Below are 26,561 nucleotides of genomic sequence, written 5' to 3'. Positions count from 1 at the left end.
GCCGGGTGCTCAGATCCCCAGCCGCTCCCAGATCACCCCCAGATTCTCCTGGTGCAGGGCGGTGGAGAAGCAGTCCGCCAGCTGCTCTTGGCTGAGCTGGCCGCTCACATCGGGATCGGCCTCGAGGTTGGCCCGGAAGTCGCCGCCGCCGGTGTTCCAGGCCGTGTGAGCGTTGCGCTGCACGATCCGGTAGGCCTCCTCGCGGGCCAGGCCCGCCTCCACCAGGGCCAGCAGCACCCGCTGGCTGAACACCACGCCGCCGTACACGTTCAGGTTGCGGGCCATGTTCTCGGGGTAGACCCCGAGCCCCTTCACCACCTGGGTCATCTCCCGCAGCATGAAGTGCAGGGTCACCGAGCAGTCGGGCAGCATCATTCGCTCCACAGAGCTGTGGCTGATGTCTCGTTCGTGCCAGAGGGCGCAGTTTTCCAGGGCCGCCACGGTGTAGCTGCGCAGCACCCGGGCCAGGCCGCTGATGCGCTCGCTGCGGATCGGATTGCGCTTGTGGGGCATGGCCGAGCTGCCCTTCTGGCCCTTGGCGAAGTTCTCCTCCACTTCCAGCACATCGGTGCGCTGCAGGTTGCGGATCTCGGTGGAGAAGCGCTCCAGGGCGGCACCCACCAGCGCCAGGGTCTGCACGTATTCGGCGTGGCGATCGCGGGAGATCACCTGGGTGCTGGCGGTATCCGGCTCCAGGCCCAGCTTCTGGCAGGCGATGGCCTCCACCTGGGGATCGGTGTTGGCGTAGGTGCCCATGGCGCCGCTGATCTGGCCCACGGCCACCACCCGCTCCAGGCGCTCCAGCCGCTCCTGGTTGCGCACCACCTCGGCCAGCCAGCCGGCCACCTTGAAGCCGAAGGTGATCGGCTCGCCGTGGATGGCGTGGCTGCGGCCGATCATCACCGTGCCCTTGTGGGCCCGGGCCAGTTCGCGCAGGGCTTCGGCCAGTTGGTCGAGCTCGTGGCGCAGGATCGCCACCGAGGCCTTCAGTTGCAGCGCCAGCCCCGTGTCCAGCACGTCTGAGCTGGTCATACCCACGTGGATGTAGCGGCCCGCATCGCCCACGTGCTCGTTCACGTTGGTGAGGAAGGCGATCACGTCGTGACGCACCTCGGCCTCGATCTCGAGGATGCGCTCCACTGAGAAGGCCGCCTTCGCCTTGATCGTGGCTACTGCCTCAGGAGGCACCCGGCCGAGGTCGCACTGGGCCTCGGTGGCCGCGATCTCCACATCCAGCCAGCTCTGGAACTTGGCCTGCTCGCTCCAGATGGCGCCCATCTCGGGCAGGGTGTAACGCTCGATCAAGGCCGCGCCGGGCTCACATCTCCCCCAATGTATGGGGTGATACTCCGGCTCCTAGAGCTCCCCCTACCCCCTGAGCCCTGGAGCCCGCCCGGTCGCGGTGGCTGGTGCAGAGGCGGCATCGCCCGCCCCGCGGGCGCCGGCCGCCGACGCACCAGCCACCGCGATCAGGCGCCGAGGCTCTTCAGTTGGCGGTGGGGGACTTCCCAGTGGACGGCGGGGCCCCAGCTCTGTTGGCGGACCCAGCAGCGGCCCCCGTGGCAGCGGATCAGCTGGAAGGGGGGCAGGTCGGCCGGGTGGCGCTGCAGCTTCACGAAGCTGCCGGGATGCAGGAGTTCGAGCACGTTGGCCGGGGTCTGCGCCGGTCTGGGGGTGGTGCCGTCCGGCATGGTGCGGGGGCGAGCACGACGGTCAGTGCTGGCGCTGGCCGGCTTGGCGATGCCCATGGGGCTCGATCGTCCAGGCTCCTGTGGGAGGGCCATACCCCGACTGCTGCGGTGGGGCCATCCTCCGATGGGTTTCGGGTTCGACCCCGCTCCGCACCGGTTTTGTTCGGGAACGCTGGCGATCTTCGGCCTCGATGTAGGACAACGGGGCCCAGCCCGCTGGTGCGCGCACCGTTCGCCGCCGCCGCTCCCGCCGCCCACTCCTTCGCCGACTACGCTTCCCCGACTCCGCCATGGCCCGCAAGCAACGCCTCGACCTGCGGCTTGTTGAGCTGGGCCTGGCCGCCAGCCGCCAGCAGGCCCAGCAGCTGATCCGGGCCGGCCGGGTGCGCAGTGGCGAGCGGGTGCTCGACAAGCCCGGTCTCGACGTGGCGCCGGAGCTGGCCCTGCAGGTGGAGCAGCCCCCCCGGTTTGTGTCGCGGGGCGGCGAGAAGCTGATCGCGGCCCTGGAGGCCTTCCCGATCAGCGTGGCGGGGCGGGTGTGCCTCGATGGCGGCATTTCCACCGGTGGCTTCACCGACTGCCTGCTGCAGCAGGGGGCCAGCCGCGTCTACGGGGTGGATGTGGGCTACGGCCAGACGGCCTGGAGCCTGCGCACCGATCCCCGTCTGGTGCTCAAGGAGCGCACCAACCTGCGCCACCTGCTGCCTGAGCAGCTCTACGGCGCGGAGGATCCGCGGCCCGATCTGGCGGTGGCGGATGTGTCGTTCATCGCCCTGGCGCTGGTGCTTCCCGCCCTGGGGCGCCTGCTGGTGGAAGGGCCGGTGGAGGCGCTGCTGCTGGTCAAGCCCCAGTTCGAGGTGGGCCGCGAGCGGGTGGGCAAGGGCGGGGTGGTGCGTGATCCGGCGGCCCATGCCGATGCGATCGCGGGGGTGATCGCGGCGGCGACCGGCGAGGGCTGGCGGCCCTGTGGGCTGGTGGCCTCGCCGATCACCGGGCCGGCCGGCAACCACGAATATCTGCTCTGGCTGCGCCGCGGTGATTGGCCCGCGGAGCCCGGTGCCGCGAGTCTCGATCGGCCGGAAATCCTGGGGCTGGTGGAGGCCACCCTGGCCAGTTGAGGGGGCTGCAAGTCGCTGCCCCCACAAACTGGCGGCTTGCCATCAGATGGCGCTGCTGTCGCGGTCGCCGGTGCGGATGCGGATCACCGAGTCGATCGTGCTGATGAAGATCTTGCCGTCGCCGATCTCGCCGGTGCGGGCCGCGTCCTGGATCGCCGTCACCACGGTGTCGACGCGGTCGTCGTCCACCACCACTTCCAGCTTGAGTTTCTGCAGGAATTCCACAGTGAACTCCGAGCCGCGGTAGCGCTCCACCTGGCCCTTCTGGCGGCCAAAGCCCCGCACCTCGCTCACGGTCATGCCGACGATGCCGGCGTTCACCAGGGCGAGCTTCACATCCTCAAGTTTGAAGGGACGGATGATGGCCTCGACTTTTTTCATGGGACCGGATTCGATCGAAGGGAGTCTCTCAGGAAAGCTTCCCGGGAGGAAGGGCCATCGCAGTGCTCAGACCCCGGATACGGGCTATTAGGCCGCAGCGGCCCGCTCGGCGGGGTAGCCATTGTTACGGCCATGGCCCCAGCGCCTTTGCGCCGGTGGGGGGCGAAGTGCGTAGCATCCCCCATTGCCCTCCTGGTGTTCCCGCCATGACCGCCGGCCTCGCCGATTCCCAGACCCGCACCCCCCTCTATGGCGAGCGGGCCATCGCCGAGGCGGAGCTGATCTGCTTCGAGAACCCACGGCCTGGGCGGGCCTATGAGATCGCGATCGAACTGCCGGAGTTCACCTGCAAGTGTCCCTTCTCCGGCTATCCCGATTTCGCCGTGCTGCGCCTGATCTATCAGCCGGGGCCGCGCGTGATCGAACTCAAGGCGATCAAGCTCTACATCAACAGCTATCGCGATCGCTCCATCTCCCATGAGGAAGTCACCAACCGCATCCTCGACGACTTCGTGGCGGCCTGTGAGCCGGTGTGGATGCAGCTCGAGGCCGACTTCAACCCCCGCGGCAACGTGCACACCGTGATCCGGGCCAGCCACGGCACCCGTCAGCCCTGCTGAGGGGTGCTCCGCAGCTCGGCCAGCAGCTGGGGCAGTTCCCGCGCGAAGGCCGTGAGGTTGCGGTTGCAGAGGCCGCCCACGTGCAGGCGGCCCCGTTCCGGCTCGGCCACGGCCCAGAGCTGGCGGGTGGCCACCAGGCTCAGGCTTCCGCCCGCCAGGGCGATGGCGAAGCCGGCGTAGACCAGCGGCACGCCCGGATCGCGCTTGAGCAGCAGGCCGCTGGCGGGCAGCACGCTGGCGACCCGTAGCGGCAGCCCCTGGATGTCCACCGCAGGGCCGCCGGGGCTGAGGCTGCCGATCACCTGGGCCTCAGCCGAGTACACCGTGATCGGTCCCTGCTCGTTGGATGCCGTGAGAAGCACGGGCTCGCTGCCGTCCGGCCGGGTGGGGAGCACGATGCCCCACACCTGCTCCCCCAGCTGGGGAAAGGGTTGCAGGGGCAGCTCCAGGATCGGGCTCTTGCCCAGCTGCACGCCGATGGCGGCCAGGCTCCAGTCCGCCTGATACATGGTGAGGCCGCGGAAGCGCAGCGGATGGTTCACGCTGATCTCGTAGGCGCCGAGCGATGCGCCCTTGCCGTCGCTGAGTTCCAGCTGGGAGCGGAACTGCTCGGGCCGGCCGGCCGGATCCCGCTCCACCCGGAAATCCGCCAGGGCCACGGTGAGCTGGCTGTCGCCGCGGCGGCTGAGCAGCTCCAGCTCCCGGCCGGGGGCCAGATAGCGCTCCAGCCGCTGGCCCGCCAGGGCGCCCCAGGCCGCCCCCACCATCAGCACCACCAGGCCCGTGTGCACCAGCAGTGGCCCCACCCGGCCCAGCACGCCCTTGCGGGCTGCCAGGCGCCCCTCGGCGGGCTGCAGCTGCCAACCCCGCACGGCCAGCAGGGTCTGCAGGGCCGTGAGCTCGGCGCGGGGATCGGGGCTCTCCAGGGTTTCGGCCAGGGTCAGCTTGCTGAGCTGGCGCGGCGAGCGGTAGTCGATCCAGCGCAGGGCCGCCTGCAGGGCGGGCCACTGACGGCGCCAGCTGCACAGGATCAGGGCCAGCCCCAGCCAGGCCAGCAGGGCCAGAAACCAGCTGCTCGAATACACGTGATCGAGCTGCAGCCGCAGGATCGCGTCGCCGTTGAGCAGCCCGAGCCAGGGCTTGCCGTCGAAGACGCGGTGATACAGCGCGCCGTCTTCCTTCTGGGGCACGAGCGTGCCGATGCCGCTGGCGATGGCGATCACCAGCAGCAGGCCGATCGCCACCCGCAGGTCGGAGATCCAGGCGAGCAGCCGGCCGAACTGACCCCAGCGGCCAAGGGATGGGGCGGCGGTGTTCATCGGCGGAGGACTCTGTCGGAGGGGAAGGGAGGGCAGGGAGAGGAGTGGAAGCGGTCTGGCCGTTTGCTGGCGCGGGGGCTGCCGGCTGGCCGTGGACTCAAGACCACTGCGCGAGCAGGGTGAGCCCGCCGCTGACCAGCAGCACGACGCCGCTGATCGGAGGCACCCACTGACCCAGGGCCCGCAGGGCGAGCAGACGGGGCAGGGAGGCGGCGGCGGTGCCGGCCAGCAGCAGCGGCAGCACCTGGCCGCCGGCGAAGCAGGTCAGCAGCACCACCCCCACCAGCGGATCGCCCGCCTGGGCGATCCAGGCCAGGAGCACCGCCAGCACCGGGGTGGTGCAGGGGGAGGCCGCAAGCCCGAAGGCCAGACCGGCCGCCAGGGGGGCCAGGGGGGCGGGCACGCGCTGGCGCCACTGCTCGGGGTCGGGGCCGGCGGGTAGCCGCAGCCGCACCAGCCCGAGCAGGTTCAGTCCCATCAGCAGGGCGAGGGCCCCCACCAGGGTGGGGATCAGGCCAGGGATCTGGCCGTAGAGCCGGCCCAGCCAGCCACTGGCCAGCCCCAGCAGCACCAGGGCGCCCACGATGCCGCCGGTGAAGCTGAGGCTGCGCAGCCACGGCTTCCCACCGTCTGCATCGAAGCCCGCCAGGTAGGCCAGGGTCACCGGCAGCAGCGAGAGCGAACAGGGCCCCAGGCTCGTAAGCAGACCGCCGACGAACACCAGGGCCAGAGTCAGCGGGCCCGGGGCGGCCAGGGAGCTGCGCAGCAGGTCTTCGCTGCTACGGGCCCAGTCGGCCACCGGCAGCAGGGTGGCGAGGGTCAGGCAGGCGGCCGTTGGCAGGCTGGTCGCTATGGGCAGAGCCAGCATCGGCAATTGCGCTCGCTCCGGCGTCTGGGCTGTCGGCCCAGCCTATCGGGGGGCTCCCGCGGGTTTGGCGGTGGCCTGGGCCAGTCGGCGGCTGAGGGCGGGCCGCGGCGGCTCCAGGCCGGCCGCCTCCAGGGAGCAGCGAATCAGCAGGCCGGCCAGCAGCAGGCTGGCCAGCAGCGAGTTGCCGCCGTAGCTGATCAAGGGCAGCGGCAGCCCGGTGGTGGGCATGGCGCCGCTGGCCACGGCAATGTTCATGATCGACTGGCCCACCAGGAGGGTGGTGCAGCCGATCGCCACCAGCCGCTGCTGGTTGCTGCGGCAGGCCAGGGCCACCCGCAGGCCCGTCAGGCCGAACAGCAGCAGGAACAGCAGCAGCATCAGCGAGCCCACGTAGCCGAACTCCTCGGCAAACACCGCGAAGATGAAGTCGGTGCTCTGGATCGGCAGGTACTGCAGCTTCTGGGTGGAAAGGCCCAGACCCTCACCCCAGACGCCCCCGGAGCCAATCGCCAGCAGGCTCTGCACCAGCTGGTAGCCATCGCCCTGGGCGTCCTTCCAGGGGTTGAGGAAGGAGGTGACGCGAATGCGTTGGTACTCGTTGATCAGGATGCTGCCCACCCCAACCATGGCCCCCAGCGACGCCGTGGCCACAAGGCCGGTGAGGCTGATGCCGGAGGCCAGGGCCATCAGCCAAAGCAGCAGGCCGGTGAGGGCGGCGGTGCTGAGGTTGGGCTGCTTGAGGATCAGCAGGATCAACACCCCGAAGACCCCCAGCCAGATCAGTTTCTGATCGGGGGCAATCCGCTTCCAGTGCGAGAACAGGGCGGCGCCCTGCAGCACCACGAAGGGCTTGATCAGCTCGGTGGGTTGGATCTGGATCGGGCCCACTACCAACCAGCGGCTGGCCCCGTTCACGGTGCTGCCCGCCACCAGGGTGGCTGCCACCAGCAGGGCCCCCACCAGCAGAGCCGGCCCCGCCAGCCGCAGCCAACGCCGCAGGTTGGTGCTGATCCCAAGCCAGAGCAGGCCCCAGCTGGCGACCAGCCACAGGCCCTGGCGTTTCAGGTAGTAGGCCGCGTCTCCCATCTCGCGGCTGGCGACCCACCAGCTGGCGGAGGCGAGCACCAGCAGCCCCAGCAGGCTCCAGAGGGCCACCATGGCCAGCAGCAGCCGGGCCTCGGCCGGCCAGTGGGTGAAGGGGAGCGGCAGCAGGCGCAGACCCCCGGAGCCGGAGGCCGCGCCGTGGCGCTGCGGGCGGGCGGCAACGGGAGCGCTGGACAAGGCGGTGCTGGTGCAGCTGTGTCACCGACTATCCCCTATCTGCGTGGTGGTTGCCAACAAAAAAGCCCGGCTTGAGCCGGGCTGATGCAGTACTGGAAGACGGAGTGCAGGCTGATGCTGTGCTCAGAGCTCAGAACATGATCCAGATCAACTGAGCTTTGGCTTCCGGCACCTCGTGAAGCTGGAGCTTCAGTTGCCGACGCTGACCTGACGGCGACCGGTGACCAGTTCGACCTTCAGGATCTTGCCGCCCTGCTTCATGATCCGCTGCTGTTCAGCGAACCAGCTTTCGAAGGGCACCCACTTCGTGAAGAAGGTGTTCTGCAGCTCGCGCTGAGTCCGGGTCTTCTCAGGGGAGGGGATGCAGGCCGTGATCTTGAACAGACGCATGGGAATGATCCGCAGGGTGTGCCGAGGGCGCGGGATCAGTTACCCAGGCCGGAGCTGATGTAGTCGAGGTAGACGCCCAGTTCACGACCGGCATCAGGACCCACCAGGCTGGCAGCCACTTCCTTGATGGCCTGGATCGACTGGACGGTGGCACCGATGGGCACACCCAGGGAGTTGTAGGTCTCCTTGAGGCCGTTCAGCACGCGCTCGTCGAGGATCGAGGTGTCACCGGCCAGCATGGCGTAGGTGGCATAGCGCAGGTAGTAGTCCAGGTCGCGGATGCAGGCGGCATAGCGACGGGTGGTGTACATGTTGCCGCCCGGACGGGTGATGTCCGAGTACAGCAGCGACTTGGCGACGGCTTCCTTGATGATGGCCGAGGCGTTGGCGCTGATGGTGGCGGCAGCGCGCACCCGCAGTTCACCGGAGGCGAAATACTGCTCCAAGCGGCCGATGGAGGAGCCGTCCAGGTAGAGACCCTGAACGTCGGCCGAATTGATGACGTTGGTGATGGCGTCTTGCATGGAAGCTGAGAAGAGGCGGGGTTAGGGAAGAAGCAACCTCAGGAGAGGGCGCCGACGACGTAGTCGAAGTAGAAGCCAGCCTCTTCGGCATCGCCACCGGTGAGCAGGCTCGCGGAAGCGACCTTCAGTTCACGCACGGCCTCGGCGATGCCCTCCAGGGGGGTGCCGAGGGAGCGGTACATTTCGCGGGCGCCGATGATCCCGATTTCCTCGATCGGGGTGACATCACCGGCCACCACGCCGTAGGTCACCAGGCGCAGGTAGTAGTCGATGTCGCGGAGGCAGGAGGCAGTCATCTCCTCGCCGTAGGCGTTGCCGCCGGGGGAGATCAGGTCGGGGCGCTTCTGGAAGAGGGCGCCTGCGGCCTGCTTCACCAGGCGCTCGCGGCTCTCGCTCAGAACCTGGGCTACGCGAATGCGGCGCTGGCCACCACTCACAAAAGCCTTGATCTGGTCGAGTTCGCCAGGGCTGAGGTAGCGGGCTTCGGCGTCCGCGTTGATGATCGAGTTGGAGACGATGCTCATGCAGTTCTGCCTCGAAACAAGCGGTCGCCTGAACGGAGACCGATATCCGGTGGGTAAGGGGGCTCTCTCAGGGCCTCGCTACTAGGAGCTGCCCGCTTCGGCGGACGGCCCGCCGTGGCGGGGCTGGACTGGGGGAGGCGACAGGGGTGCTGTTCGCCGAATCATTCTGTGGCAGAGCCCTGCGACAGCCCCGGCTCCGGTAACAGTTCTTCACGGCGCCTCAGTCCCGCAGATCCCTTGGCTCGCAAGGGTTTTCGGCGATGTTGTGAATACGCGGCTCCTGTCTCGCTTGTTAACAATCAGGAGGCTTGATCGCCCAGTCGCGCACAGTCTGCGATTCGGGATTTTGCTTGCTTGTTGTCACAAATAAAAAACCGGCCCTTGTGGGGGCCGGTGGGCTGCTCGTTTGGACGCCAGGAATCCTGACGAGTGCTCTCGTCCTAGATGGCGCCCTTGATGGGCGGATTGAGGGCCGCATTGCCGCCGTAGAGGGAGGCCGTGCGGTTCACGGTGGTCAGCGGGATGCCGTCGCTGGTGGCCAGGCCGCGCAGGTAGGGCACAGTGTCCCGGCCGAAGGCCGAGGCGTAGTCCTGGCTGCTCAGGATCGCCTCAATGGAGGCCCGCAGGCCCTCGGTGGTGCGGGTGGCCAGGAAACGGCTGGTTTCATGGGGCTGGGCGGCGCGTCCCAGCAGGGCCAGGTAGGCGGCGGCGGCGGCCCGCAGCGGTGCCATGCGGTTGAGGCGGCGCTCGAAGAGCTCACTTCCGGCCACCTTGGCCACAAAGTCGGCCACGCTCAGCTTGCCGTTGCGCAGCTGCGACTCAGCATCCACCAGCCGCTCGGCGGCGAGGGGCTGGCGGTTGAGCAGCTGGCGGTAGACGGCGTCGATGGCCTGCTTCAGCTCGGCAGGGCTGGGCCGCAGGGCCAGTTGCAGGGGCCGTCCCAGGCTCTGGCGGCGGGCGAAGCCCTGGGGACGGTCGGGTCGCAGGGCCTTCTGCATCGCCTGGCCCGGCTGCTGGGCGGGGCCTGCGGCCAGGGTGCCCGCCACGGCCTTCGACCAGCCACCCACCACAGGGGCAACAGCGCCAACGGAGAAGGCTGGGGATGTCGGGGTGCTGCTGACCCCGGTGCCGAAGCTGGTGACCCCCTAGCTCCAGGTGGGAGTGAGGCCACCGCCGGGCTGCCAGCGCGGTGCGCTCCAGCGGCGGGAGGGTTCGGGCGGGGTGGCGATGGTGCCGGGTCCCTGGTCTGCGGGCACGCTCGGCGCCAGGCTCTGGCCGCCGCTGAGGGTGGCGCTCCAGCCTCCCCGCACCACCGCAGGTTTGGCAGGGAGGTTGCGGCGGGTCAGCTCGCCGGCATAGCGGAAATCGCGGGGGGGAGCCACCTCAGGGCGCTGGCGAGGCGTGAGATCGGCGTAGGCCGCCAGGTCCAGCTCCCGCTTCAGGGCCGGCACGCGCCGGCTGTTGAGGTCCGCCGGGGTGATGAAGCGCTCGTAGGGGACCGTGTCCTCGCCGAAGGTCTCGCTGTATTCACGGCTGTCGAGGATCGCGTCGACCACGCCGTAGAAACCCTTGCGGGCCGCTACGTCGAAGTAGCTGTCGATCTCCCAGCGGCCGAAGGTGGGACGGCCCAGCAGGCGGCGGTGGATGATCTCGATCGCCTTGGTGATGTAGAGGCCGCTCCAGTAGCGACGCCGGAAGGCATCGGAACGGGCCACCTGGCGGATGAACTCGCGCAGGCTGAGATCGCCGTTCTCAAGCTTGATCTCCTCCACCGTGTTGCGCTCACCGGCGTAGCCGGTGTTGCCCAGCACCTGCACGTACACCGCGTTGATCACGGCCTGGGTGCCGGCCTCGGTGTTGCGCACGCTGGGCTGGCCGCCGCGGCGGGGCACCGAGTTGCCGCCGGTGGCGATCTGGGTCAGGCGCACCACTTTGGGGCCCACCTTGCGGGGGGTGGAGGCGCGGAACTGGGGGCTGTTCATCTGGCCGGGCTGGCGCAGACCGTTGCCCACCAGGATGCGTCGGCTGTCGTAGCTGAACGGTGCCGGACGGGTGGCCACGCTGGCGGTACCCGAGGGGAAGATGGCGCCGTAGTTCAGGCCCAGGGGATCGTTGCCGCCGCCGTAGGGGTGCTGGTCGGCAAAGGGCCGGCGGTAGCTGGCGTAGAGCGTGACGTACTGGGGAGCGCCTTCAAATGGGGCACTGAAGCGGAACAGCTTGCGGTTGCTGCCCCAGCCCGCGCTCTCCTGGGCCTCTTCGCCGATGTCCCGCAGGAAGGGAACGGTTTCTTCGCCGAAGACCTGGGCGTACTCGGCGGTGTTGATCAGGGAATCGACCAGGCCCTTGAGGCCCTGGGCGCTGACGATGTCGAAGTAGCGGGTGAATTCCTCCTTCGAGCTGATGCCGCGGCCCAGGAAGTGGCGGAAGGCCAGCTCCACGGCGCGGCTGTTGGAGAAGCGGCTGTAGAACTGCTGCCGGTATTCCTTGCTGTGGCCGAGGGCGCGGATGAATTCGCGCACCGAGATCTGGCCCTGGCGCAGCTGGGTGGCCTGCACCGGCGCCACCTCCTGGCTGTAGCCCTTGACGATGTCGCGCTCGAAGACCTGGCGGTAGGCGGCGCGCACCACCTCGGCCTTCTGTCCGCCGGTCAGGCCCGGCTTCATGTTGTAGCGGAGAGCCTTGCCCTGGGCTGCCAGGGCGTAGATCGCCGGCAGTTGCAGGCCCTGGTTCTCGGGGCTGCCAAGGCGCTGGCGCGGCGAGGGGGTGGGAACGTCCAGCTCCTTGATCAGGACGTTGAAGCTCTCGATCAGCAGCTGGCGCGCTTCGGGCAGGTCCTTGAGCAGGGCGGCCGCACCGGCGCGCATCTCCTGCAGGGCCACGTTGGTGGCGGCCAGGGAGCAGCCCTTCTCGAGCACGTCGCGCAGCCCCCGGGTGTTGACCGCCAGGATGCTGGGATCACCCGCCACCACGGCGTAGCCCACGTAGCGCAGGAACCAGGCCAGGTCGCGGATCGACTTCTTCATCCGCGCCGTGCCGTAGACGGCGACGCTGATCGGCGAGAAGCCGGTGGGGATCACCACCCGCACGTCGGCGTCACCGCCCCCTTCGAGAAGGCGGGTGAGGAAATTGCCCTTGCTGGCGCTGCCGCCGGTGAAGGTCTGGACCGACTTCTGGAAGGCGACCTGGTCGGCGGCGAGGGGCGTTTCCTCGCTGGCGGCTGGACTCAGGGGCGCATCCAGGTAGGACAGCGGCGTACCCCCCGCGAAGATGCGGTTGGCGGCGCGGGCCACGATCGTCTCGGCATTGGCCGAGAGACGACGGGCGGCCTCGAGCCGGAGCTTGCCGCTCTCGAAGAAGGTGGCGAGCGTCTGCAGCTCAGTGCCGTCGGGGAAGCGATCCTGCTGTTCCGCCTGACGGACGCTGGAGAGCGGCAGGGTGTCGTAGCGCTGGGGTGCAACCCTGCTGCTGCCGCTGCTGGCGGTCACAGTCATGGAGGAGAGCGAACCGGGCCAAGGCAACTTACGGCTGCCCCTCTGGCCCCTCGGCCGGCCATGAACAAATGTTTGCAGCCTTACGCGATCCCCGGCTCCACGCCAGCTGGGGCCATGAAAAGCTCGCCCCTGCAGGTCCCCTTGCCGGCGGTCCTGCTCCGCCTGTTTCCCCTGCCATGACCCAGTCCCCGGCCGATGCCGCCACCCCGGTGGTGAGCGCCTTCTACGACCGCTTCCCCTACCCCGGGGATCCGCTGCAGGACGGCCCGCCGCCCGGATACAACTGGCGCTGGTGCGTGGACACGGCCTACGCCGCCAGCACCGGTGCCCTGCCGCCGCAGCGGTCCGAGGGCCGACCGCTGCGGATCCTCGATGCGGGCTGCGGTACGGGGGTGAGCACCGACTACCTGGCCCACCTCAACCCCGGCGCAGAGATCCTGGCGGTGGACATCTCCCCCGGCACCCTGGAGGTGGCCCGCGAGCGCCTGCGGCGCTCCGGCGGCGACCGCCAGGCCTCAGTGCGGATCGAGAACCGCAGCCTGCTGGAGCTCCAGGGCGAGGGCCCGTTCGACTACATCAACTCGGTGGGGGTGCTGCACCACCTGCGCGAGCCGGAGGCGGGCCTGCGGGCCCTGGCCGCCCTGCTGGCTCCCGGCGCCCTGCTGCATCTCTTCCTCTATGCCGACGGCGGCCGCTGGGAGATCCACCGCAGCCAGCGGGCCCTGACGGCCCTGGGGGTGGGCAGCGGCGCCGAGGGACTGCGGCTGGGCCGCCAGCTGTTCACCGAGCTGCCCGGGCACAACCGGCTGCGGCGCCACCACGAGCAGCGCTGGGCGATCGACTGCGCCGCCGACGCCAACTTCGCCGACATGTACCTGCACCCCCAGGAGACCAGCTACAACCTCGAGCGCCTGTTCGCCTTCGTGGCCTCGGCGCACCTGCACTTCGCCGGCTTCTCCAATCCCCAGGTGTGGGATCCGGCCCGGCTGCTGGGGGGCGAGCTGTTGGAGCGGGCCCGCGCCCTGCCCCCGCGCCAGCAGTGGCAGCTGGTGGAGGATCTGGATCCCGACATCAGCCACTTCGAGTTCTTCCTCAGCCAGGGGGAACCGGCCCGCCACAACTGGTCGGACGACGGGGCGCTGCTGGCGGCCCGCGGCCGCCGCAACCGTTGCCTGTGGGGCTGGCCCGGCACCGCCCTGCTCGATTCGGACATGGCGCCCCTGGATCTGAGCGCCGACGGCCAGGCCCTGCTCCAGGCCGTGGAGGCGTCCGGGGCTGCGGGCCAGCAGGCCGACGAGGTGCTGTCCAGGCCCCTGGGCGAGCTGCCCCTGGACTGGGAGCAGGCCCGGCTGCTTGAGACGGCAAGAACCCTGCTACGACAGCAGGTTCTGCTGCTCCAGGCCGGGACTTGTAACGCTGCGTGATAGATTCCGCGCGCCTTTCCAGAGCCTCGGCCCCCTTGCAGGCAGGCCCCGTTTCCCCTCCCGACGACGTCCCCTCAGCGGGATCGGCTGGCGGGGTGGTGAGCGGTTTCCCCGCCGGCGACCTTGCCGACCTGGCCCTGGACCCGGTGGCCTCCGAGTCCTCGGAGTCTCCACCGTCCACCAGCCCCGCAGCAGCCGCTGCGGACCCTGCGGCCGCCACGGCAGCCGTCGATGGCGGGCTGGACGACTACCGGCGGCTTCAGCAGCGCCTGTTGCTCGCCACCGTGATCGTCTCCGCCGCGGCGGTGGTCTTCACGGCATGGCGATTTGATCTCCCCACCGCCGGCAGCCTGCTGGTGGGCGCCCTGGCTGGCCTGCTCTATCTGTGGCTCCTTGCCCGCAGTGTGAGCAAGCTCGGCAACGGCTCCAAGAAGGTGGGCAAGATCCAGTTGCTCGTGCCGGTGGTGCTGGTGTTGGCGAGCTCGCGCTCCCCCCAGCTGGAGCTGTTGCCGGCCCTGATCGGCTTCGTGCTCTACAAGCCCGCCCTGCTCCTCCAGGCGCTGTTCGACCGCTAAGCGGCTGCCTGGCCCCGCCGGCCCCCATTCCGACCCGTCGCCCGCGCGACACCGCCCTTCCAGCCCGATGGTTCCCTTGCCACTCGCTCTTCCCTTTGCCGAACTGGAGGTGGGCCAACACCTCTATTGGCAGCTCGGGAACCTCAAGATCCACGGCCAGGTGTTCCTGAGCTCCTGGGTCGTCATCGGCGCCCTGCTCGCCCTGGTGGTGGTCGGCACCCGCAAGCTGGAGCGCGACCCCCGCGGCGTGCAGAACCTGCTCGAGTTCCTGTGGGACTACATCCGCGACATGGCTCGCGAGCAGATCGGCGAGAAGGCCTACCGCGACTGGCTGCCGTTCATTGGCACCCTGTTCCTGTTCATCTTCGTGAGCAACTGGGGCGGTGCCCTGGTGCCCTGGAAGCTGATTCACCTGCCCAGCGGTGAACTCGGTGCCCCCACCGCCGATATCAACACCACCGTGGCCCTGGCCCTGCTGGTGTCTCTGGCGTACTTCTATGCCGGCCTGAGCCGCAAGGGTTTCCGGTACTTCGAGTACTACGTGGAGCCCACGCCGATCATGGTTCCCTTCAAGATCGTCGAGGACTTCACCAAGCCGCTCTCCCTCTCGTTCCGTCTGTTCGGCAACATCCTGGCCGACGAACTCGTGGTGGCTGTGCTGGCCTTCCTGGTGCCCCTGGTGGTGCCCCTGCCAGCCATGTTCCTGGGCCTGTTCACCAGTGCTATCCAGGCGCTGATCTTCGCCACCCTCGCCGCCTACTACATCGGCGAAGCGGTGCACGAATCCCACCACTGATCAGCCTTGATCCCGTCAGGCCGGTACCCCCGGTCTGGCAAACTCCTTGCGCGCAGGTCCGGTTCGTTCCGGGCCCATCTCCCCACCCGAGATGTCCCGGCGCAGGGTTTCGTCCCCGGTCCATCCCGCGCTTTCCCGGCGCCCCACACACCTAGTTCCACCATGGATTCCATCACCTCCGCTGCGTCTGTTGTGGCTGCTGGCCTGGCCGTCGGCCTGGGCGCCATCGGCCCCGGCATCGGTCAGGGCACCGCTGCCGGCGGCGCTGTCGAAGGCATCGCGCGTCAGCCTGAAGCTGAAGGCAAGATCCGCGGCACCCTGCTGCTGTCCCTGGCCTTCATGGAAGCTCTCACCATCTACGGCCTCGTGGTCGCCCTGGTGCTGCTGTTCGCCAACCCCTTCGCCTGATCGCGAACGGAGGTGAGTGGGGGTTCGGTCGCCGGATGGCGGCTGAACCCTGGCTCCAGCCGCTCGCATCCAGCCCCCAAGCCGTTCCGCGGCCCGCTTCATCCGCCCGCACCCCCGCCTCATGACCAGCTGGCTACTGCTCGGTGCAACGGAGGGAGGTCTCTTCGACCTCGATGCCACCCTGCCGCTGATGGCGGTGCAGGTGGTGCTCCTCACCTTCATTCTCAACGCCCTGTTCTTCCGCCCCGTTGGTCGGGTTGTGGAGGAGCGCGAGGGCTACATCACCACCAGCCGTGCTGAGGCCAAGCAGAAGCTGGCCCAGGTGGAGCGCCTGGAGGCGGATCTCGCCGCCCAGCTCAAGGAGGCCCGTCTGGCCACCCAGAAGCTGATCCAGGACGCGGAGCAGGATTGCGATCGCCTCTACCGCGAAGCCCTGGCCGCCGCTACTGCGGATGCCAATGCCTCCCGTGAGCAGGCTCGCCGCGAGATCGATGCTGAGCGCGAGACCGCCTTCAAGCAGCTCCAGGGTGATGCCGAGAAGCTCGGTGACCTGATCGTCGACCGCCTGCTGGCCGCCAAATGAACTTCCCTTCGATCCTGGCCTCGCACGGCACATTCGGGCTGAACCTGAATCCGTTCGAGACCAACATCATCAACCTGGCGATCGTCATCTTCGCCCTCTACAAATTCCTCCCCAACTTCCTGGGCGGCATTCTGGAGCGGCGGCGAGCGGCGATTCTCACCGATCTGACGGACGCTGAGACGCGCCTGGGCGCGGCCAGCGAGTCCCTGGCCCAGGCCCAGCAGGGTCTGGCCGAGGCCCAGAAGAAGGCCGAGCAGATCCGTGCCGACGGCAAAGCCCGTGCCCAGGCGATCCGTCTGGAGAACGAAAAGCGCACCATTGAGGAGATGGCGCGCCTCAAGCAGGGTTCCGCGGCCGACCTGCAGTCCGAGGCGGCCCGTGTCACCAACCAGCTGCGGCGTGAAGCGGCCCGCCTCGCCATCGAGAAGGCCCTGGCCACCCTCCCCGGCAAGCTCGATGCCGATGCCCAGGCCCAGCTGCTGAACCAGTCCATCCAAAACCTGGGGAACGCCTGATGCCGCTGCTCAACACCGTCACCACCCCCTACGCCGAGGCCTTCCTGCAGGTCGCCGAGGCCCGCAACGAAGTGGACGAGGTGGTGGATCAGGCCAAGGCCGTGCTGGCCCTGTGGCAGGAGTCCCCCGAGCTGCGCAACGCCCTGGCCTCCCCCGTGCTGGAGGTGGACGCCAAGAAGGCGGCCCTCACCAAGCTGTTCGAAGGTCAGGTCACGCCCTCGTTCCTCAATCTGCTCAAGCTGCTGGCCGATCGCCAGCGCATCGGCATCCTCGATGCCGTGCTGGAGCGCCTGCTCGAGCTCTACCGCCAGCAGAACAACATCGCGCTCGCCACCGTGACCTCCGCCACGGCCCTCAGTGAGCAGCAGCAGTCCGATCTGCGCAGCAAGGTCCAGGCCGTGGCCGGCACCGACAAGTTGGAGATCAACCTCCTGGTGGATCCCGCGCTGATCGGCGGCTTCGTCGTGACCGTCGGCTCCAAGGTGATCGACGCCAGCCTGGCCGGTCAGGTGCGTCGCCTCGGACTGGCGCTTGCCAAGGTGAGCTAACCCCGCACCGCCTCCCCCTTCTCACCCACCGTCCTCCCCTCCACCGCCTCCCATGGTTTCCATCCGCCCCGACGAGATCAGCGCGATCCTCAAGCAGCAGATCGCTGACTACGACAAGTCGGTCTCCGTCAGCAACGTCGGCACCGTGTTGCAGATCGGTGACGGCATCGCCCGTGTCTACGGCCTGGAGCAGGTCATGGCCGGTGAGCTGGTGCAGTTCGAAGACGGCACCGAAGGCATCGCCCTCAACCTCGAGGACGACAACGTGGGTGCGGTGCTGATGGGCGAGGGCCGCGGCATCCAGGAGGGCAGCACCGTCAAGGCCACCGGCAAGATCGCCTCGGTGCCCGTGGGTGATGCGCTGCTGGGCCGCGTCGTGAATGCCCTCGGTCAGCCGATCGATGGCAAGGGTGACATCGCCACCACCGAGACTCGCCTGATCGAGTCGATGGCGCCTGGGATCATCCAGCGCAAGTCGGTGCATGAGCCCATGCAGACCGGCATCACCGCCATCGACGCGATGATCCCCATCGGCCGCGGCCAGCGGGAGCTGATCATCGGCGACCGCCAGACCGGCAAGACCGCCATCGCGATCGACACGATCATCAACCAGAAGGGCGAAGACGTCGTTTGCGTCTACGTGGCCGTGGGTCAGAAGGCTGCCTCGGTGGCCAACGTGGTGGACGTGCTGCGCGAGAAGGGCGCCCTCGACTACACGATCGTGGTGGCCGCCAACGCCTCCGAATCCGCTGCGCTGCAGTACCTGGCCCCCTACACCGGCGCCGCCCTGGCCGAGTACTTCATGTACAAGGGCAAGGCCACCCTGGTGATCTACGACGACCTCACCAAGCAGGCCCAGGCCTACCGCCAGATGTCGCTGCTGCTGCGCCGTCCCCCCGGTCGTGAGGCCTACCCCGGCGACGTGTTCTACTGCCACAGCCGCCTGCTGGAGCGCGCCGCCAAGCTCAGCGATGCGATGGGCAAGGGCTCGATGACCGCCCTGCCGATCATCGAAACCCAGGCTGGCGACGTGTCGGCCTACATCCCCACCAACGTGATCTCGATCACGGATGGCCAGGTGTTCCTCAGCTCCGACCTGTTCAACTCCGGTCTGCGCCCCGCCATCAACGTGGGTATCTCGGTGAGCCGCGTGGGCGGTGCCGCCCAGACCAAGGCCATCAAGAAGATTGCCGGCACCCTGAAGCTGGAGCTGGCCCAGTTCGACGAACTGGCCGCCTTCTCCCAGTTCGCCTCCGACCTTGACGCCGCCACCCAGGCCCAGCTGGCCCGCGGCAAGCGTCTGCGCGAACTTCTCAAGCAGTCCCAGTTCAGCCCCCTGAACCTGGCTGAGCAGGTGGCCGTGGTCTATGCCGGTGTCAAGGGTCTGATCGACAGCGTGCCTGTGGATCAGGTGGTGGAGTTCGCCCGCGAGCTGCGCGAGTACCTCAAGACCAACAAGCCCGAGTACATCCAGAAGGTTCAGACCGAGAAGCAGCTGAGCGAGGAGTCCGAAGCCATCCTCAAGGCCGCTATCCAGGAGGTGGTCTCGACCATCGCCGTCGCCGCCTGAGGATCCTGAGTAATGGCGAACCTCAAGGACATCCGCGACCGCATCAGTTCGGTCAAGAACACGCGCAAGATCACTGAGGCCATGCGCCTCGTGGCTGCCGCCAAGGTGCGCCGTGCCCAGGAACAGGTCCTGCGCAGTCGCCCCTTCGCCGATCGCCTGGCCCGGGTGCTGGAGAACCTCCAGTCCAGGCTGCGCTTCGAGGATGCCGATGCTCCGCTGCTGGAGGATCGTGACCTGCGCAACATCACCCTGCTCTCCGTCACCGGCGACCGGGGTCTGTGCGGCGGCTATAACGCCAACATCATCAAGCGCACCGAGCAGCGCTTCGCTGAGCTCAAGGCCCAGGGCTATGACGTGGATCTGGTGCTGATCGGCCGCAAGGCCATCACCTATTTCCAGAACCGCTCCCACCTCTACAAGATCCGGGCCACCTTCACCGGTCTGGAGCAGGTGCCGAGCGCCGCTGAAGCCGGTGAGATCGCCAATGAAGTGTTGGCGGAGTTCCTCTCTGGCAGCACCGATCGGATCGAGATCATCTTCACCAAGTTCATCAACCTGGTGAGCTCCAAGCCGGTCTCCCAGACCCTGCTGCCCCTCGATCCCCAGGGCATCGCCACCCCCGACGACGAGATCTTCCGGCTCACCACCCGTGAGGGCCGTCTTGGCGTGGAGGTCGACAAGATTCAGAACGTGGAACCCACCCTGCAGTCGGACTTCGTGTTCGAGCAGAGCCCCGAGCAGTTGCTCAATGCCCTGCTGCCGCTCTATCTGCAGAATCAGCTGCTCCGCTCCCTGCAGGAGGCTGCCGCATCTGAGCTGGCCAGCCGCATGACGGCCATGAACAACGCCAGCGACAATGCCAAGGCCCTGGCCAAGTCTCTGACGCTGGACTACAACAAGGCCCGCCAGGCCGCCATTACCCAGGAGATCCTGGAAGTGGTCGGTGGCGCGGCCGCGATGTCCTGAAGCAGCGCCCGAGCCTGAGGCAGGCTGAGGGGAGCCCGCGTTGTGGGGCTCCCCTTTTTGCATGCTGCCGATGCCCCTGTCGTCGTCCGTTTCCCTAGGCCTGGAGCCGTTGTTCCCGCTGGCGCTGGCCCGGGTGCAGCTCCGTCCGGACCCCTGGGATTCGGCGGTGTGGATCCAGGAGGTGCTGGCGCTGCGCGGTCAGGCCAGCGGCAATCCCGAGCCCGGTTGCGCCTGGACCGGCGACATCAACGGCGTCTGGCAGCTGCAGCGCCTGCAGGCCTTCGCCGGCCTGTGCCAGCAGGTGCAGCACCAGGCCTGGGCCTACCTGGAGGCCCTGGGCTTTGACCGCTCTGCCGTGGCGCTCCACATCCAGCGGGCCTGGCCGGTGGTGAGCGAAGCGGGCCAGGTGGTGGGCCGTCACCACCACCCCAATGCCCATCTCAGCGCCGTTTACTACCTCAACGGCGATGGCAGCGGCCGTAGTGGCTGCTTGCGCCTGTTCCCCCAGCGCCAGGCCAATGAGCTGGTGCCGGGGCTGGCCGTGGGCCATGGCGGCCCGATCCGTGCCGAACATCCCGGCGCTGCACGCTGGAACGCCCCCTGGCTGGATGTGGCCCCCCAGGCCGGCTTGCTGGTGCTGTTCCCCTCTGCCATCGACCACGCCGTGACCGCCAATGGGGACGACGAGGAGGTGCGCCTCTCGATCGCCTTCGACCTCGCCCTCACCGCCCCCCTCGCCGCCCCCGGCGACCCCGCCCCCCCCGAATACCTGGCCCCCCACCCCACCCAGTGGAGCGAGCTACCCCGTCCCAGCGGCCCGTAAATCCCCCCACAAACACCCTTGCCCCGACCCCGGGCGCCAGTTGGGCAGCGCGCCTCCGCCCGTGGCGAAGCGCTGCCCAACTGGCGCCCGGGGTCGGCAGGACTCTCGGTTCCGTGATCCGGGAAGATGGTCCCGATCCGGCCAGTCGCCGCTGCAGCGGCCCTTCCCATGAGTGAGAGCTTCACCGTTGTCGCCGAGTTGAACGGCACGTCGCACAGCTTCAGCTGCCGCGCCGACCAGACCGTGCTGGCGGCGGCCGAGGCCGCGGGCGTGGAGCTGCCCAGCTCCTGCTGTTCGGGCGTGTGCACCACCTGTGCCGCCCGGCTGACCGAGGGCAGCGTGCATCAGCCGGATGCCATGGGCGTGAAGGCGGAGCTGCAGGAGCAGGGGTTCGCGCTGCTGTGCGTGGCCTACCCCCGCAGTGATCTCAAGTTGGTCGGCGGCCAGGAGGACGCCCTTTACGAGGCCCAGTTCGGTCAGTACCAGAAGTGAGCGGATCGGCTGACTCTCCGGTGGAGTCGCCCGTGGAGCCGATGCCGCCAGAGACTGGGGATCTGGACTCCTTGGGGCAGGCGCCCAGGCCGGTGGCGGCCGCTGGGCATCGGGCCATCGCGCTCGAGGCCGTGGAGCTGGAGCTGGTGCGGCGGCCCGGCCCGCTGCTGGCCCAGATTCAGGCGGGCCTCGGGGCCGAGGGTCGGGTTCTGCGTTGGGCCATCACGGCCGTGGAGCCTGGCGCAGGAGGTGGTCCGGAGGGATCGCGGCTGCGCATCGAGGCCGTGCTGCAGCGATGAGGCCCGACCTTGGCGTGACATCCGCTGCAGCTGGCGTGGCCGGGCATCCCGGTGCGCCCCTGCCCACCCTGCTGGTGCTCCCCACGGGCATCGGCTGTGAGGTCGGCGGCTATGCGGGCGATGCCCTTCCCTCGGCACGGCTGCTGGCAGCTGCCAGCGGCTGCCTGATCACCCACCCCAACGTGATGAACGGGGCGGCCCTTTACTGGAGCGACCCCCGCATCCACTACGTAGAGGGCTCGGCCCTCGATCGCTTCGCTGGCGGGGAGCTGGCGCTGCGGTCCGTGCGGCGTCAACGCGTCGGCCTGCTGCTCGATGCCGGCATCGAGGCCGAGTTGCGCCAGCGCCACCTGCAGGTGGCCGATGGCTGCCGCGCCAGCCTGGGCCTCAGCATCGGGCCCGTGCAGATCACTGACCAGCCCCTGGAGGTCACGCTCACGAGCGGGGCCAGCGGGGCCAGCTGGGGCCGCCTGGGTCGCCCCGACGCGCTGCTGCGCGCCGGCCGCGAGCTGCAGGCGGCGGGGGCCACGGCGATTGCCGTGGTGGCCCGCTTCCCGGAGGATCCCGCCAGTGAGGCCCTCGCCGCCTATCGCCAGGGATCGGGCGTGGATGCCCTGGCGGGGGCCGAGGCGGTGATCAGCCATCTGCTCAGCCGGGAGCTGGGGATCCCCTGCGCCCACGCTCCGGCCCTGAGCCCGCTGCCGCTGGATCCGCTCCTCGATCCCCGGGCGGCGGGGGAGGAGCTGGGCTACACCTTCCTGGCCTGCGTGCTGGTGGGATTGAGCCGGGCGCCTGATCTGGTGCCGATGGCCCCCGCGTCGTCCCAGGGGCGCTCCAGGGCTTGGAGTGGCGGCGGCGATCTCCTCCGGGTTGCGGATGTGGGGGCCGTGGTGGCGCCCGCCGGGGCCCTCGGCGGGGCCGCCGTGCTGGCCTGCGCCGAGCGTGGCATCCCGCTCATCGCCGTGCACAACCCCTGCGTGCTCCACGTGTCGGCCGAGGCCCTGGGGCTGGAGGTGCTGCCGGCCCGGAGCTACATGGAGGCCGCCGGCCTGGTGCTCGCCCTGCGGGAGGGGCTGGATCCCGCTGCCCTGCGACGGCCCCTGGCGCGGTTGGCCTGAGGTGGAGACGGCGATGGCGCTCGATCGACCCTGCCCCTGTGGCGGCCTCAGCTACCGCTCCTGCTGCGGCCCCCTGCACCGCGGCGAGCGGCCGGCGGCCACGGCCGAGCAGCTGATGCGCTCCCGCTACAGCGCCTACGCCCTCGGGGAGCTGGAGTATCTGCTGCGCACCCATTCCTCCCCCGAACCGCTGGCCCGCCGCCGCCGGGAGCTGGGGGCCAGCCTTGGCCAGGTGCGCTGGCAGCGGCTGTGCATCCTGGCCACCACAGCTGGAGGGCCGGCCGATCCCGCCGGCACGGTGACTTTTGAAGCCCACTACGCCGTTGGCGGCCAGGCGGGGGTGATGCGGGAGTGTTCGCTGTTCGGGCGGGAGGGAAACCGGCCGGAGGGCCGCTGGCTCTATCTGAAGGCCCTTGAGCTCTCGGATTCGGGCTCCAGCTGACGGAGCTCGGGCTGTGCCGCGTTGTGGGCGGCCCGCCAACCCCGGTCAGTGCAGGCAGGCCATCGGGTGGCGGTTCGGCACCCCCAGGGCCTTGGCGACGCCGGGATGGCACACCGCCCCGTCGATTGTGTTCAGTCCGGACACCAGCTCGGGCCGCTCCGTGACGGCCTCCACCAGGCCCCGGCCGGCGATCGCCAGGATGTAGGGCAGGGTGACGCTCACCAGGGCCTCCGTGGAGGTGAAGGGCACGGCGCCGGGCATGTTGCCCACGGCGTAGTGCTGCACGCCGTGGATCGTCACCACCGGATCGGTGTGGGTGGTCTCGCGGCTGGTGGCGATGCAGCCGCCCTGGTCGATCGCCACATCCACGATCACCGAGCCCGGCTTCATCCGGCGCACCAGCTCCTCCTCCACCAGGGTCGGGGCCCGGTCGCCCGGCAACAGCACGGCGCCGATCAGCAGGTCGGCGCTGGGCACGAGGCGCTCGAGCAGGCCACGGCTGCTCACCAGGTTCGTGAGGCGCCCCTGGCGCTGGGCCTCCAGCCGGCGCAGGTGCTGGGGAGAGCGATCGAGCAGGAACACCTCGGCGTCCATGGCGGTGGCGATGCGGGCCGCGTTCCAGCCCACGGTGCCGGCCCCGATCACCACCACCCGCGCCGGCCGCACGCCGGTGCAGCCGCCGATCAACACGCCACGGCCGCCATGGGGCCTCTCCAGCAGGTGGGCGCCCACCTGGGCCGCCAGCCGGCCGGCGATCTCGCTCATCGGCGCCAGCAGGGGCAGGCTGCCGTCGTCGAGCTGCACGGTTTCGTAGGCGATGGCGGTGGTGCCTGCCTCCAGCAGGGCCCGGCCCACCTCCGGATAGGCGGCCAGGTGCAGGTAGGTGAACAGCACCAGGTCGGGACGCAGGAAACCGAACTCCGCGGGCTGGGGCTCCTTCACCTTCACCACCAGGTGCGCGGCCCAGGCCTCCTCCCGGTCGACGATGCGGGCCCCAGCCGTGGCGAACGCGTCGTCGTCGAGGCCGGCCCCCTGGCCGGCACCGGCCTGGATGCGCACCTCCAGGCCCTGGCTCACCAGCTCCCGCACCCCATCGGGGGTGAGGGCCACCCGCTGCTCGTCGCGCTTGGTCTCCGTCGGTACGCCGATGCTGGCGATGGAGGCTGGGGGGCCGGCGCTGGCCATAGGGAGCTGGAGGTATCGCTCCACGATGGCGAGGCCGCCACGGGGCCGCCACCGGATGGCCACCGGGCCGCTTCGCAGCAGTGGCTGCGGCGGGATCTTGGCGGGCCTTCAGGCGCCGGCGGCAATCGGCATGCGCCAGCCGCTGCCGAAGGCCCGTCCGCTCACCTTCAGCAGCGGCGCCGCCTGGCGCCGCTTGAACTCGGCCCGGCGCAGCAGCCCCTGGACCCGCGTCGCCAGGGCGGGGTCCACGCCGGAGTCCACCAGCTCCTCCAGGCTGCGCAGCTCCTCGATCAGGCCCTTGAGCAGGGGGTCGAGCACGGCGTAGTCGGGCAGGGAGTCGCTGTCGCGCTGGTCCGGACGCAGCTCGGCGCTGGGCGGTTTCTCGCGGATGGCGCGGCCGATCAGCTCCCCCTCGGCCGGCAGGCCCAGGGCGGCGCGGCAGGGGCCGGCCTCGGGCGAGTCGATCCAGGCGCAGAGGCGGAACACGGTGGTCTTGTAGAGGTCGCCGATCACGGCCAGGCCGCCGTTCATGTCGCCATAGAGGGTGCAGTAGCCCACCGCCAGCTCGCTCTTGTTGCCGGTGGAGAGCAGCAGCTGGCCCTGCTGGTTGGCCACCGCCATGAGCAGCGTGCCGCGGATGCGCGACTGCAGGTTCTCGGCCGTGAGACCGGCGGGAGCCCCGCCCAGGGCCGGCGCCAGGGCGGTGTCGAACCCCGCCATCAGCGACGCGATCGGCAGGGTGTGGGTCGCCAGGCCGAGCCGTTCGGCGAGGGCGAGGGCATCGTCGATGGAGCCGGCCGAACTCCAGGGCGAGGGCATCAGCAGCCCCTGGACGTTCTCGGGCCCCAGGGCCGCGGCGGCGAGCACCGCCACCAGGGCCGAGTCGATGCCGCCGCTCAGGCCCAGCAGGGCCCGCCGGAAGCCGCACTTGCGCGCGTAATCGGCCACGCCAAGCACCAGAACCCGCAGCAGCAGCGCCTCGTTGGCGGGGATGGCCTGGGCTGGGCTGCCCGGGGTGGCCGTGGGGTCCCAGCAGGCCAGGGACTCCTCGGCCCAGGGCAGCTGCAGCAGCACCGATCCGCCCGGTGCGGTCACGAAGCTGCCGCCGTCGAACACCAGCTCGTCGTTGCCGCCCACCTGGTTCACGTAGACCACGGGGCAGCCCAGCCGCCCAGCCGCCGCCGCCGCCAGGTCCCGGCGCAGCTGGGCCTTGCCCTGGGCGAAGGGCGAGGCCGAGAGGTTGAGCAGCAGGTCCGGGGCCAGGGGGATCAGGTCGCCGATCGGGTCGCCGCCGCTGAGCCGGTGGCCGTGCAGGTCCTCGTCCACCCAGAGGTCCTCGCAGAGGCTGAGGCCCAGGCGCCAGGTGCGGCCGCCCCGTTCCAGCTCCAGCAGGCAGGGCTCGGAGGCCGGGCGGAAGTAGCGTCGCTCATCGAATACGTCGTAGCTGGGCAGCAGCCGCTTGCGGGCCACGATGCGCCAGTGGCCGGCCTCCACCAGGGCCGCCGCGTTGAACAGGTCGGGCTGCTGCTGGCCCGGGGCGGGTTCGCTCACCCCCAGCAGCAGGGCCAGGCCCACCGGCAGCTGCGCCGCCAGGCGGTCGAGCTGCTGGTGCTGGAGCCGGCGCAGGTCGGGGCGCAGCAGCAGGTCCCGCGCCGGGTAGCCCCATAGGGCCAGCTCCGGCGCCAACACCAGATCGGCGCCGGAGCCGGCGGCGCGCCAGCAGGTGTCCAGCAGCCGGTCGGCATTGCCGCGCAGGTCGCCCACCAGGGGATTGCACTGGGCGAGCGCGAGGCGCATCAGGGCGGGGTGCTGAGGCCGTAGAGATTGTGCTGGATCAGCTCCGGCCACAGCTCGGCCGGCACCTGCTCGCGGCGGGCCCGCTGCCGGATGGCCGAGCTGGCCGTGGCGGGAATCGACAGCGGCAGCAGCTCCACCCGGCCGCCCAGGTCCCGCAAGGGCTGCAGGTCGGCGGGGGCCACAGGCCAACCCTGGCGTGGCACCACCGCCAGCCGGCAGCGCCCCAGCAGGTCGGCGGCCCGATACCAGCGCGGGATCTGGGGCACCAGGTCGCTGCCCACCACGAACACCAGCTCCCGGCCAGGCCAGAGGGCCCCGGCCCGTTCCAGGGTCTCGATCGCCCGCGGGCTGCTGAGACCCTGCTCCACCCGCAGGCCTGGCCGGTTCAGGGCCGCCACCACCGTGCCCAGCAGCCGGGCCCGCACGTCCAGCGGAGCGCCGTGGGCCTTGAAGGGGTTGTCGCTGGCCCAGGTGGCGACCAGCGGATAGGTGGCGGCCAGGCCCGCCAGCAGGCTGCGGTGGCCACAGCTGGGCGGATCGGCGCTGGTGCCGAACAGGGCCACGGGGCCCTGGTCCTCCAGCCCGGTGGCGGCTGGGCTCACGGCAGCAGGCCCTGCAGCGTCGCGGCGTCGGGACTGGCCAGGCGGTTGCTGCGGGTGTCGGTGGCGGGGCCGCCGCGAAGGCCTGTGCGGGCCGCCTCGCCGGGGGCAGGCCAATGCTCGAGCCAGGCCCGGGCCCGGCCGTCCTGGCGGGCCAGGCGGCGCAGCAGTGAGGCCGGCCTACGGGCCCCCAGGCCGGCGCCCCGCAGCAGCT

General features: G+C 69.8%; 30 protein-coding genes and 1 pseudogene. 16 read left to right on the top strand and 15 right to left on the bottom strand.

The window, feature by feature from the left end:
• Positions 1-9: 9 nt before the first annotated feature.
• The gene (gene purB / locus CJZ98_RS11560; RefSeq protein WP_094591282.1) at positions 10-1,305 is read right to left on the bottom strand and encodes an adenylosuccinate lyase; all 1,296 of its coding nucleotides are present in this window, start codon (positions 1,303-1,305) and stop codon (positions 10-12) included.
• A gap of 164 nt (positions 1,306-1,469) precedes the next feature.
• On the bottom strand, positions 1,470-1,748 hold the full coding sequence (locus CJZ98_RS11555) for a hypothetical protein (RefSeq protein WP_315861398.1): 279 nt from the start codon (positions 1,746-1,748) through the stop codon (positions 1,470-1,472).
• A gap of 233 nt (positions 1,749-1,981) precedes the next feature.
• Between CJZ98_RS11555 and CJZ98_RS11550 the strand changes: the two genes are divergently transcribed.
• Entirely contained in the window at positions 1,982-2,809 is an 828-nt protein-coding gene (locus CJZ98_RS11550) for a TlyA family RNA methyltransferase (protein WP_094591281.1), read from the top strand.
• Positions 2,810-2,851: 42 nt separating this feature from the next.
• Here the strand turns inward: CJZ98_RS11550 and CJZ98_RS11545 are convergent, their stop codons facing one another.
• Positions 2,852-3,190: a P-II family nitrogen regulator gene (locus CJZ98_RS11545; RefSeq protein ID WP_094591280.1), complete on the bottom strand. Its 339-nt coding sequence runs from the start codon at positions 3,188-3,190 to the stop codon at positions 2,852-2,854.
• 206 nt (positions 3,191-3,396) lie between these two features.
• Between CJZ98_RS11545 and queF the strand changes: the two genes are divergently transcribed.
• Positions 3,397-3,810 carry a preQ(1) synthase gene (queF, locus tag CJZ98_RS11540; protein ID WP_094591279.1) on the top strand — a complete coding sequence of 138 codons (414 nt, stop codon included), beginning with the start codon at positions 3,397-3,399 and terminating at the stop codon, positions 3,808-3,810.
• Here queF and CJZ98_RS11535 read toward each other — a convergent pair.
• From CJZ98_RS11535 to CJZ98_RS11505, 8 genes are all read right to left on the bottom strand, one after another.
• Positions 3,798-5,129 carry a cytochrome c biogenesis protein ResB gene (locus tag CJZ98_RS11535; RefSeq protein ID WP_094591278.1) on the bottom strand — a complete coding sequence of 444 codons (1,332 nt, stop codon included), beginning with the start codon at positions 5,127-5,129 and terminating at the stop codon, positions 3,798-3,800. The genes queF and CJZ98_RS11535 overlap by 13 nt on opposite strands.
• A gap of 97 nt (positions 5,130-5,226) precedes the next feature.
• Positions 5,227-5,997: a cytochrome c biogenesis CcdA family protein gene (locus CJZ98_RS11530; protein ID WP_094591298.1), complete on the bottom strand. Its 771-nt coding sequence runs from the start codon at positions 5,995-5,997 to the stop codon at positions 5,227-5,229.
• Between the two features lie 42 nt (positions 5,998-6,039).
• Positions 6,040-7,278 carry an FtsW/RodA/SpoVE family cell cycle protein gene (locus CJZ98_RS11525; protein WP_390625456.1) on the bottom strand — a complete coding sequence of 413 codons (1,239 nt, stop codon included), beginning with the start codon at positions 7,276-7,278 and terminating at the stop codon, positions 6,040-6,042.
• A 189-nt stretch (positions 7,279-7,467) separates the two neighbouring features.
• A complete protein-coding gene (locus CJZ98_RS11520) occupies positions 7,468-7,668 on the bottom strand; it encodes a phycobilisome linker polypeptide (RefSeq protein WP_094591277.1) in 201 nt (66 codons plus the stop codon).
• 35 nt (positions 7,669-7,703) lie between these two features.
• Positions 7,704-8,192: an allophycocyanin subunit beta gene (apcB, locus tag CJZ98_RS11515; RefSeq protein ID WP_094591276.1), complete on the bottom strand. Its 489-nt coding sequence runs from the start codon at positions 8,190-8,192 to the stop codon at positions 7,704-7,706.
• A gap of 38 nt (positions 8,193-8,230) precedes the next feature.
• Positions 8,231-8,716 (bottom strand): globin family protein, encoded by a 486-nt coding sequence (locus CJZ98_RS11510; RefSeq protein ID WP_094591275.1) that lies wholly within the window; start codon positions 8,714-8,716, stop codon positions 8,231-8,233.
• Positions 8,717-9,156: 440 nt separating this feature from the next.
• Positions 9,157-9,762 (bottom strand): phycobilisome rod-core linker polypeptide, encoded by a 606-nt coding sequence (locus tag CJZ98_RS19545; protein ID WP_408645519.1) that lies wholly within the window; start codon positions 9,760-9,762, stop codon positions 9,157-9,159.
• Positions 9,763-9,861: 99 nt separating this feature from the next.
• Positions 9,862-12,207 (bottom strand): phycobilisome rod-core linker polypeptide, encoded by a 2,346-nt coding sequence (locus CJZ98_RS11505; RefSeq protein WP_408645518.1) that lies wholly within the window; start codon positions 12,205-12,207, stop codon positions 9,862-9,864.
• 176 nt (positions 12,208-12,383) lie between these two features.
• On the opposite strand from CJZ98_RS11505, the gene CJZ98_RS11500 reads away from it, so the two are divergent.
• The 14 genes from CJZ98_RS11500 to CJZ98_RS11435 all read left to right on the top strand — a co-directional run bounded on the left by CJZ98_RS11500 (position 12,384) and on the right by CJZ98_RS11435 (position 22,766).
• Entirely contained in the window at positions 12,384-13,631 is a 1,248-nt protein-coding gene (locus CJZ98_RS11500) for a class I SAM-dependent methyltransferase (RefSeq protein ID WP_094591274.1), read from the top strand.
• 35 nt (positions 13,632-13,666) lie between these two features.
• Complete coding sequence (locus tag CJZ98_RS19105; protein ID WP_232756419.1) at positions 13,667-14,206, top strand: ATP synthase; 540 nt, start codon at positions 13,667-13,669, stop codon at positions 14,204-14,206.
• A 67-nt stretch (positions 14,207-14,273) separates the two neighbouring features.
• The gene (atpB, locus tag CJZ98_RS11490) at positions 14,274-15,002 is read left to right on the top strand and encodes a F0F1 ATP synthase subunit A (RefSeq protein ID WP_094591273.1); all 729 of its coding nucleotides are present in this window, start codon (positions 14,274-14,276) and stop codon (positions 15,000-15,002) included.
• 162 nt (positions 15,003-15,164) lie between these two features.
• Complete coding sequence (gene atpE, locus CJZ98_RS11485) at positions 15,165-15,410, top strand: ATP synthase F0 subunit C (RefSeq protein ID WP_094591272.1); 246 nt, start codon at positions 15,165-15,167, stop codon at positions 15,408-15,410.
• Positions 15,411-15,531: 121 nt separating this feature from the next.
• Entirely contained in the window at positions 15,532-15,993 is a 462-nt protein-coding gene (locus CJZ98_RS11480; RefSeq protein ID WP_094591271.1) for a F0F1 ATP synthase subunit B', read from the top strand.
• Positions 15,990-16,508: a F0F1 ATP synthase subunit B gene (locus CJZ98_RS11475; RefSeq protein ID WP_094591270.1), complete on the top strand. Its 519-nt coding sequence runs from the start codon at positions 15,990-15,992 to the stop codon at positions 16,506-16,508. The genes CJZ98_RS11480 and CJZ98_RS11475 overlap by 4 nt, the downstream gene beginning before the upstream one ends.
• The gene (gene atpH, locus CJZ98_RS11470; protein WP_094591269.1) at positions 16,508-17,056 is read left to right on the top strand and encodes an ATP synthase F1 subunit delta; all 549 of its coding nucleotides are present in this window, start codon (positions 16,508-16,510) and stop codon (positions 17,054-17,056) included. The genes CJZ98_RS11475 and atpH overlap by 1 nt, the downstream gene beginning before the upstream one ends.
• A 52-nt stretch (positions 17,057-17,108) precedes the next feature.
• Positions 17,109-18,626 (top strand): F0F1 ATP synthase subunit alpha, encoded by a 1,518-nt coding sequence (gene atpA, locus CJZ98_RS11465; RefSeq protein WP_094591268.1) that lies wholly within the window; start codon positions 17,109-17,111, stop codon positions 18,624-18,626.
• A gap of 12 nt (positions 18,627-18,638) precedes the next feature.
• Positions 18,639-19,592, top strand: a complete 954-nt coding sequence (locus tag CJZ98_RS11460; RefSeq protein WP_094591267.1) for a F0F1 ATP synthase subunit gamma — start codon at positions 18,639-18,641, stop codon at positions 19,590-19,592.
• 61 nt (positions 19,593-19,653) lie between these two features.
• Complete coding sequence (locus CJZ98_RS11455; protein WP_094591266.1) at positions 19,654-20,415, top strand: TIGR02466 family protein; 762 nt, start codon at positions 19,654-19,656, stop codon at positions 20,413-20,415.
• 168 nt (positions 20,416-20,583) lie between these two features.
• Entirely contained in the window at positions 20,584-20,907 is a 324-nt protein-coding gene (locus tag CJZ98_RS11450) for a 2Fe-2S iron-sulfur cluster-binding protein (protein ID WP_094591265.1), read from the top strand.
• Positions 20,908-20,978: 71 nt separating this feature from the next.
• On the top strand, positions 20,979-21,206 hold the full coding sequence (locus CJZ98_RS11445) for a hypothetical protein (RefSeq protein ID WP_157910963.1): 228 nt from the start codon (positions 20,979-20,981) through the stop codon (positions 21,204-21,206).
• Between the two features lie 35 nt (positions 21,207-21,241).
• Entirely contained in the window at positions 21,242-22,324 is a 1,083-nt protein-coding gene (locus CJZ98_RS11440) for a DUF3326 domain-containing protein (protein WP_232756418.1), read from the top strand.
• Between the two features lie 13 nt (positions 22,325-22,337).
• On the top strand, positions 22,338-22,766 hold the full coding sequence (locus CJZ98_RS11435) for a YchJ family protein (protein ID WP_094591295.1): 429 nt from the start codon (positions 22,338-22,340) through the stop codon (positions 22,764-22,766).
• Between the two features lie 45 nt (positions 22,767-22,811).
• On the opposite strand, the gene ald is transcribed toward CJZ98_RS11435, so the two are convergent.
• From ald to CJZ98_RS11415, 4 genes and pseudogenes are all read right to left on the bottom strand, one after another.
• Positions 22,812-23,951, bottom strand: a complete 1,140-nt coding sequence (gene ald / locus CJZ98_RS11430) for an alanine dehydrogenase (RefSeq protein ID WP_094591262.1) — start codon at positions 23,949-23,951, stop codon at positions 22,812-22,814.
• A 108-nt stretch (positions 23,952-24,059) separates the two neighbouring features.
• A complete protein-coding gene (locus CJZ98_RS11425) occupies positions 24,060-25,748 on the bottom strand; it encodes an NAD+ synthase (RefSeq protein ID WP_094591261.1) in 1,689 nt (562 codons plus the stop codon).
• A complete protein-coding gene (locus CJZ98_RS11420; protein ID WP_232756417.1) occupies positions 25,748-26,350 on the bottom strand; it encodes a nicotinate-nucleotide adenylyltransferase in 603 nt (200 codons plus the stop codon). The genes CJZ98_RS11425 and CJZ98_RS11420 overlap by 1 nt, the downstream gene beginning before the upstream one ends.
• Positions 26,347-26,561, bottom strand: a pseudogene (locus CJZ98_RS11415) (hypothetical protein); the annotation flags it as partial. The pseudogene CJZ98_RS11415 and the gene CJZ98_RS11420, both read right to left, overlap by 4 nt.

Origin of the sequence: Vulcanococcus limneticus LL, from assembly GCF_002252705.1 — a bacterium.
GTDB lineage: Bacteria > Cyanobacteriota > Cyanobacteriia > PCC-6307 > Cyanobiaceae > Vulcanococcus > Vulcanococcus limneticus.
The sequence above is the reverse complement of the archived record's forward strand: the minus strand, read 5'-3'. Positions and strand labels throughout refer to the sequence as shown.

What these genes read in the sequence shown, in the direction of transcription:
- CJZ98_RS11520 (WP_094591277.1), bottom strand. Translation starts at nt 7,668, where the DNA reads ATGCGTCTGTTCAAGATCACGGCCTGCATCCCCTCCCCTGAGAAGACC.
- CJZ98_RS11480 (WP_094591271.1), top strand. Translation starts at nt 15,532, where the DNA reads ATGACCAGCTGGCTACTGCTCGGTGCAACGGAGGGAGGTCTCTTCGAC.
- CJZ98_RS11545 (WP_094591280.1), bottom strand. Translation starts at nt 3,190, where the DNA reads ATGAAAAAAGTCGAGGCCATCATCCGTCCCTTCAAACTTGAGGATGTG.
- CJZ98_RS11535 (WP_094591278.1), bottom strand. Translation starts at nt 5,129, where the DNA reads ATGAACACCGCCGCCCCATCCCTTGGCCGCTGGGGTCAGTTCGGCCGG.
- atpH (WP_094591269.1), top strand. Translation starts at nt 16,508, where the DNA reads ATGCCGCTGCTCAACACCGTCACCACCCCCTACGCCGAGGCCTTCCTG.
- atpA (WP_094591268.1), top strand. Translation starts at nt 17,109, where the DNA reads ATGGTTTCCATCCGCCCCGACGAGATCAGCGCGATCCTCAAGCAGCAG.
- CJZ98_RS11530 (WP_094591298.1), bottom strand. Translation starts at nt 5,997, where the DNA reads ATGCTGGCTCTGCCCATAGCGACCAGCCTGCCAACGGCCGCCTGCCTG.
- CJZ98_RS11460 (WP_094591267.1), top strand. Translation starts at nt 18,639, where the DNA reads ATGGCGAACCTCAAGGACATCCGCGACCGCATCAGTTCGGTCAAGAAC.
- CJZ98_RS11550 (WP_094591281.1), top strand. Translation starts at nt 1,982, where the DNA reads ATGGCCCGCAAGCAACGCCTCGACCTGCGGCTTGTTGAGCTGGGCCTG.
- atpE (WP_094591272.1), top strand. Translation starts at nt 15,165, where the DNA reads ATGGATTCCATCACCTCCGCTGCGTCTGTTGTGGCTGCTGGCCTGGCC.
- CJZ98_RS11455 (WP_094591266.1), top strand. Translation starts at nt 19,654, where the DNA reads ATGCTGCCGATGCCCCTGTCGTCGTCCGTTTCCCTAGGCCTGGAGCCG.
- CJZ98_RS11505 (WP_408645518.1), bottom strand. Translation starts at nt 12,207, where the DNA reads ATGACTGTGACCGCCAGCAGCGGCAGCAGCAGGGTTGCACCCCAGCGC.
- atpB (WP_094591273.1), top strand. Translation starts at nt 14,274, where the DNA reads ATGGTTCCCTTGCCACTCGCTCTTCCCTTTGCCGAACTGGAGGTGGGC.
- CJZ98_RS11475 (WP_094591270.1), top strand. Translation starts at nt 15,990, where the DNA reads ATGAACTTCCCTTCGATCCTGGCCTCGCACGGCACATTCGGGCTGAAC.
- queF (WP_094591279.1), top strand. Translation starts at nt 3,397, where the DNA reads ATGACCGCCGGCCTCGCCGATTCCCAGACCCGCACCCCCCTCTATGGC.
- CJZ98_RS11555 (WP_315861398.1), bottom strand. Translation starts at nt 1,748, where the DNA reads ATGGGCATCGCCAAGCCGGCCAGCGCCAGCACTGACCGTCGTGCTCGC.
- CJZ98_RS11425 (WP_094591261.1), bottom strand. Translation starts at nt 25,748, where the DNA reads ATGCGCCTCGCGCTCGCCCAGTGCAATCCCCTGGTGGGCGACCTGCGC.
- CJZ98_RS11510 (WP_094591275.1), bottom strand. Translation starts at nt 8,716, where the DNA reads ATGAGCATCGTCTCCAACTCGATCATCAACGCGGACGCCGAAGCCCGC.
- CJZ98_RS11450 (WP_094591265.1), top strand. Translation starts at nt 20,584, where the DNA reads ATGAGTGAGAGCTTCACCGTTGTCGCCGAGTTGAACGGCACGTCGCAC.
- ald (WP_094591262.1), bottom strand. Translation starts at nt 23,951, where the DNA reads ATGGCCAGCGCCGGCCCCCCAGCCTCCATCGCCAGCATCGGCGTACCG.
- CJZ98_RS11435 (WP_094591295.1), top strand. Translation starts at nt 22,338, where the DNA reads ATGGCGCTCGATCGACCCTGCCCCTGTGGCGGCCTCAGCTACCGCTCC.
- apcB (WP_094591276.1), bottom strand. Translation starts at nt 8,192, where the DNA reads ATGCAAGACGCCATCACCAACGTCATCAATTCGGCCGACGTTCAGGGT.
- CJZ98_RS11500 (WP_094591274.1), top strand. Translation starts at nt 12,384, where the DNA reads ATGACCCAGTCCCCGGCCGATGCCGCCACCCCGGTGGTGAGCGCCTTC.